The 399-nt window shown below is 60.9% G+C and carries 1 protein-coding gene; it reads left to right on the top strand.

What is annotated here, in order from left to right; translation table 11 throughout:
- On the top strand, positions 1-399 hold a 399-nt coding region (locus ACOSDR_RS20225), incomplete at both ends, for a hypothetical protein (protein ID WP_420732347.1).

Genomic DNA, 399 nt, shown 5'->3' with positions numbered 1-399 from the left:
GGGCAACCCTGTCTGCGGGGAGCGTCAATGAGGATGGCTCTGTCACCCTGACGCCTGCTGAACTCGAGGGGCTGACGATCACGCCGGCGGCGGACAGCGATGCAGACTTCACCCTCTCTGTCGCGGTCACCACGACCGATGGCGAGAGTGGCGATACCAGCACCGTCACCGACACACTGGATGTCACAGTTGAGGCCGTTGCGGATGCGCCGACCCTCTCTACTGAAGCAGCAAGCGGCAGTGAAGACACAGCCATTGCGCTGGATATCAGTTCTGCCCTCACCGACACCGATGGGTCTGAGACCCTGTCTGTTGAGATCAGCGGTATTCCAGACGGCGCGGTTCTGACTGCCGATGGTGAAGCGGTTACTGTCACCGATGGTGTTGCCACGTTGACAC

It is taken from the genome of Hwanghaeella sp. 1Z406 (assembly GCF_048892425.1).
Taxonomy (GTDB): Bacteria; Pseudomonadota; Alphaproteobacteria; order UBA8366; family Aestuariispiraceae; genus Pacificispira.
This window is presented reverse-complemented; position numbering and strand designations above follow the sequence as displayed.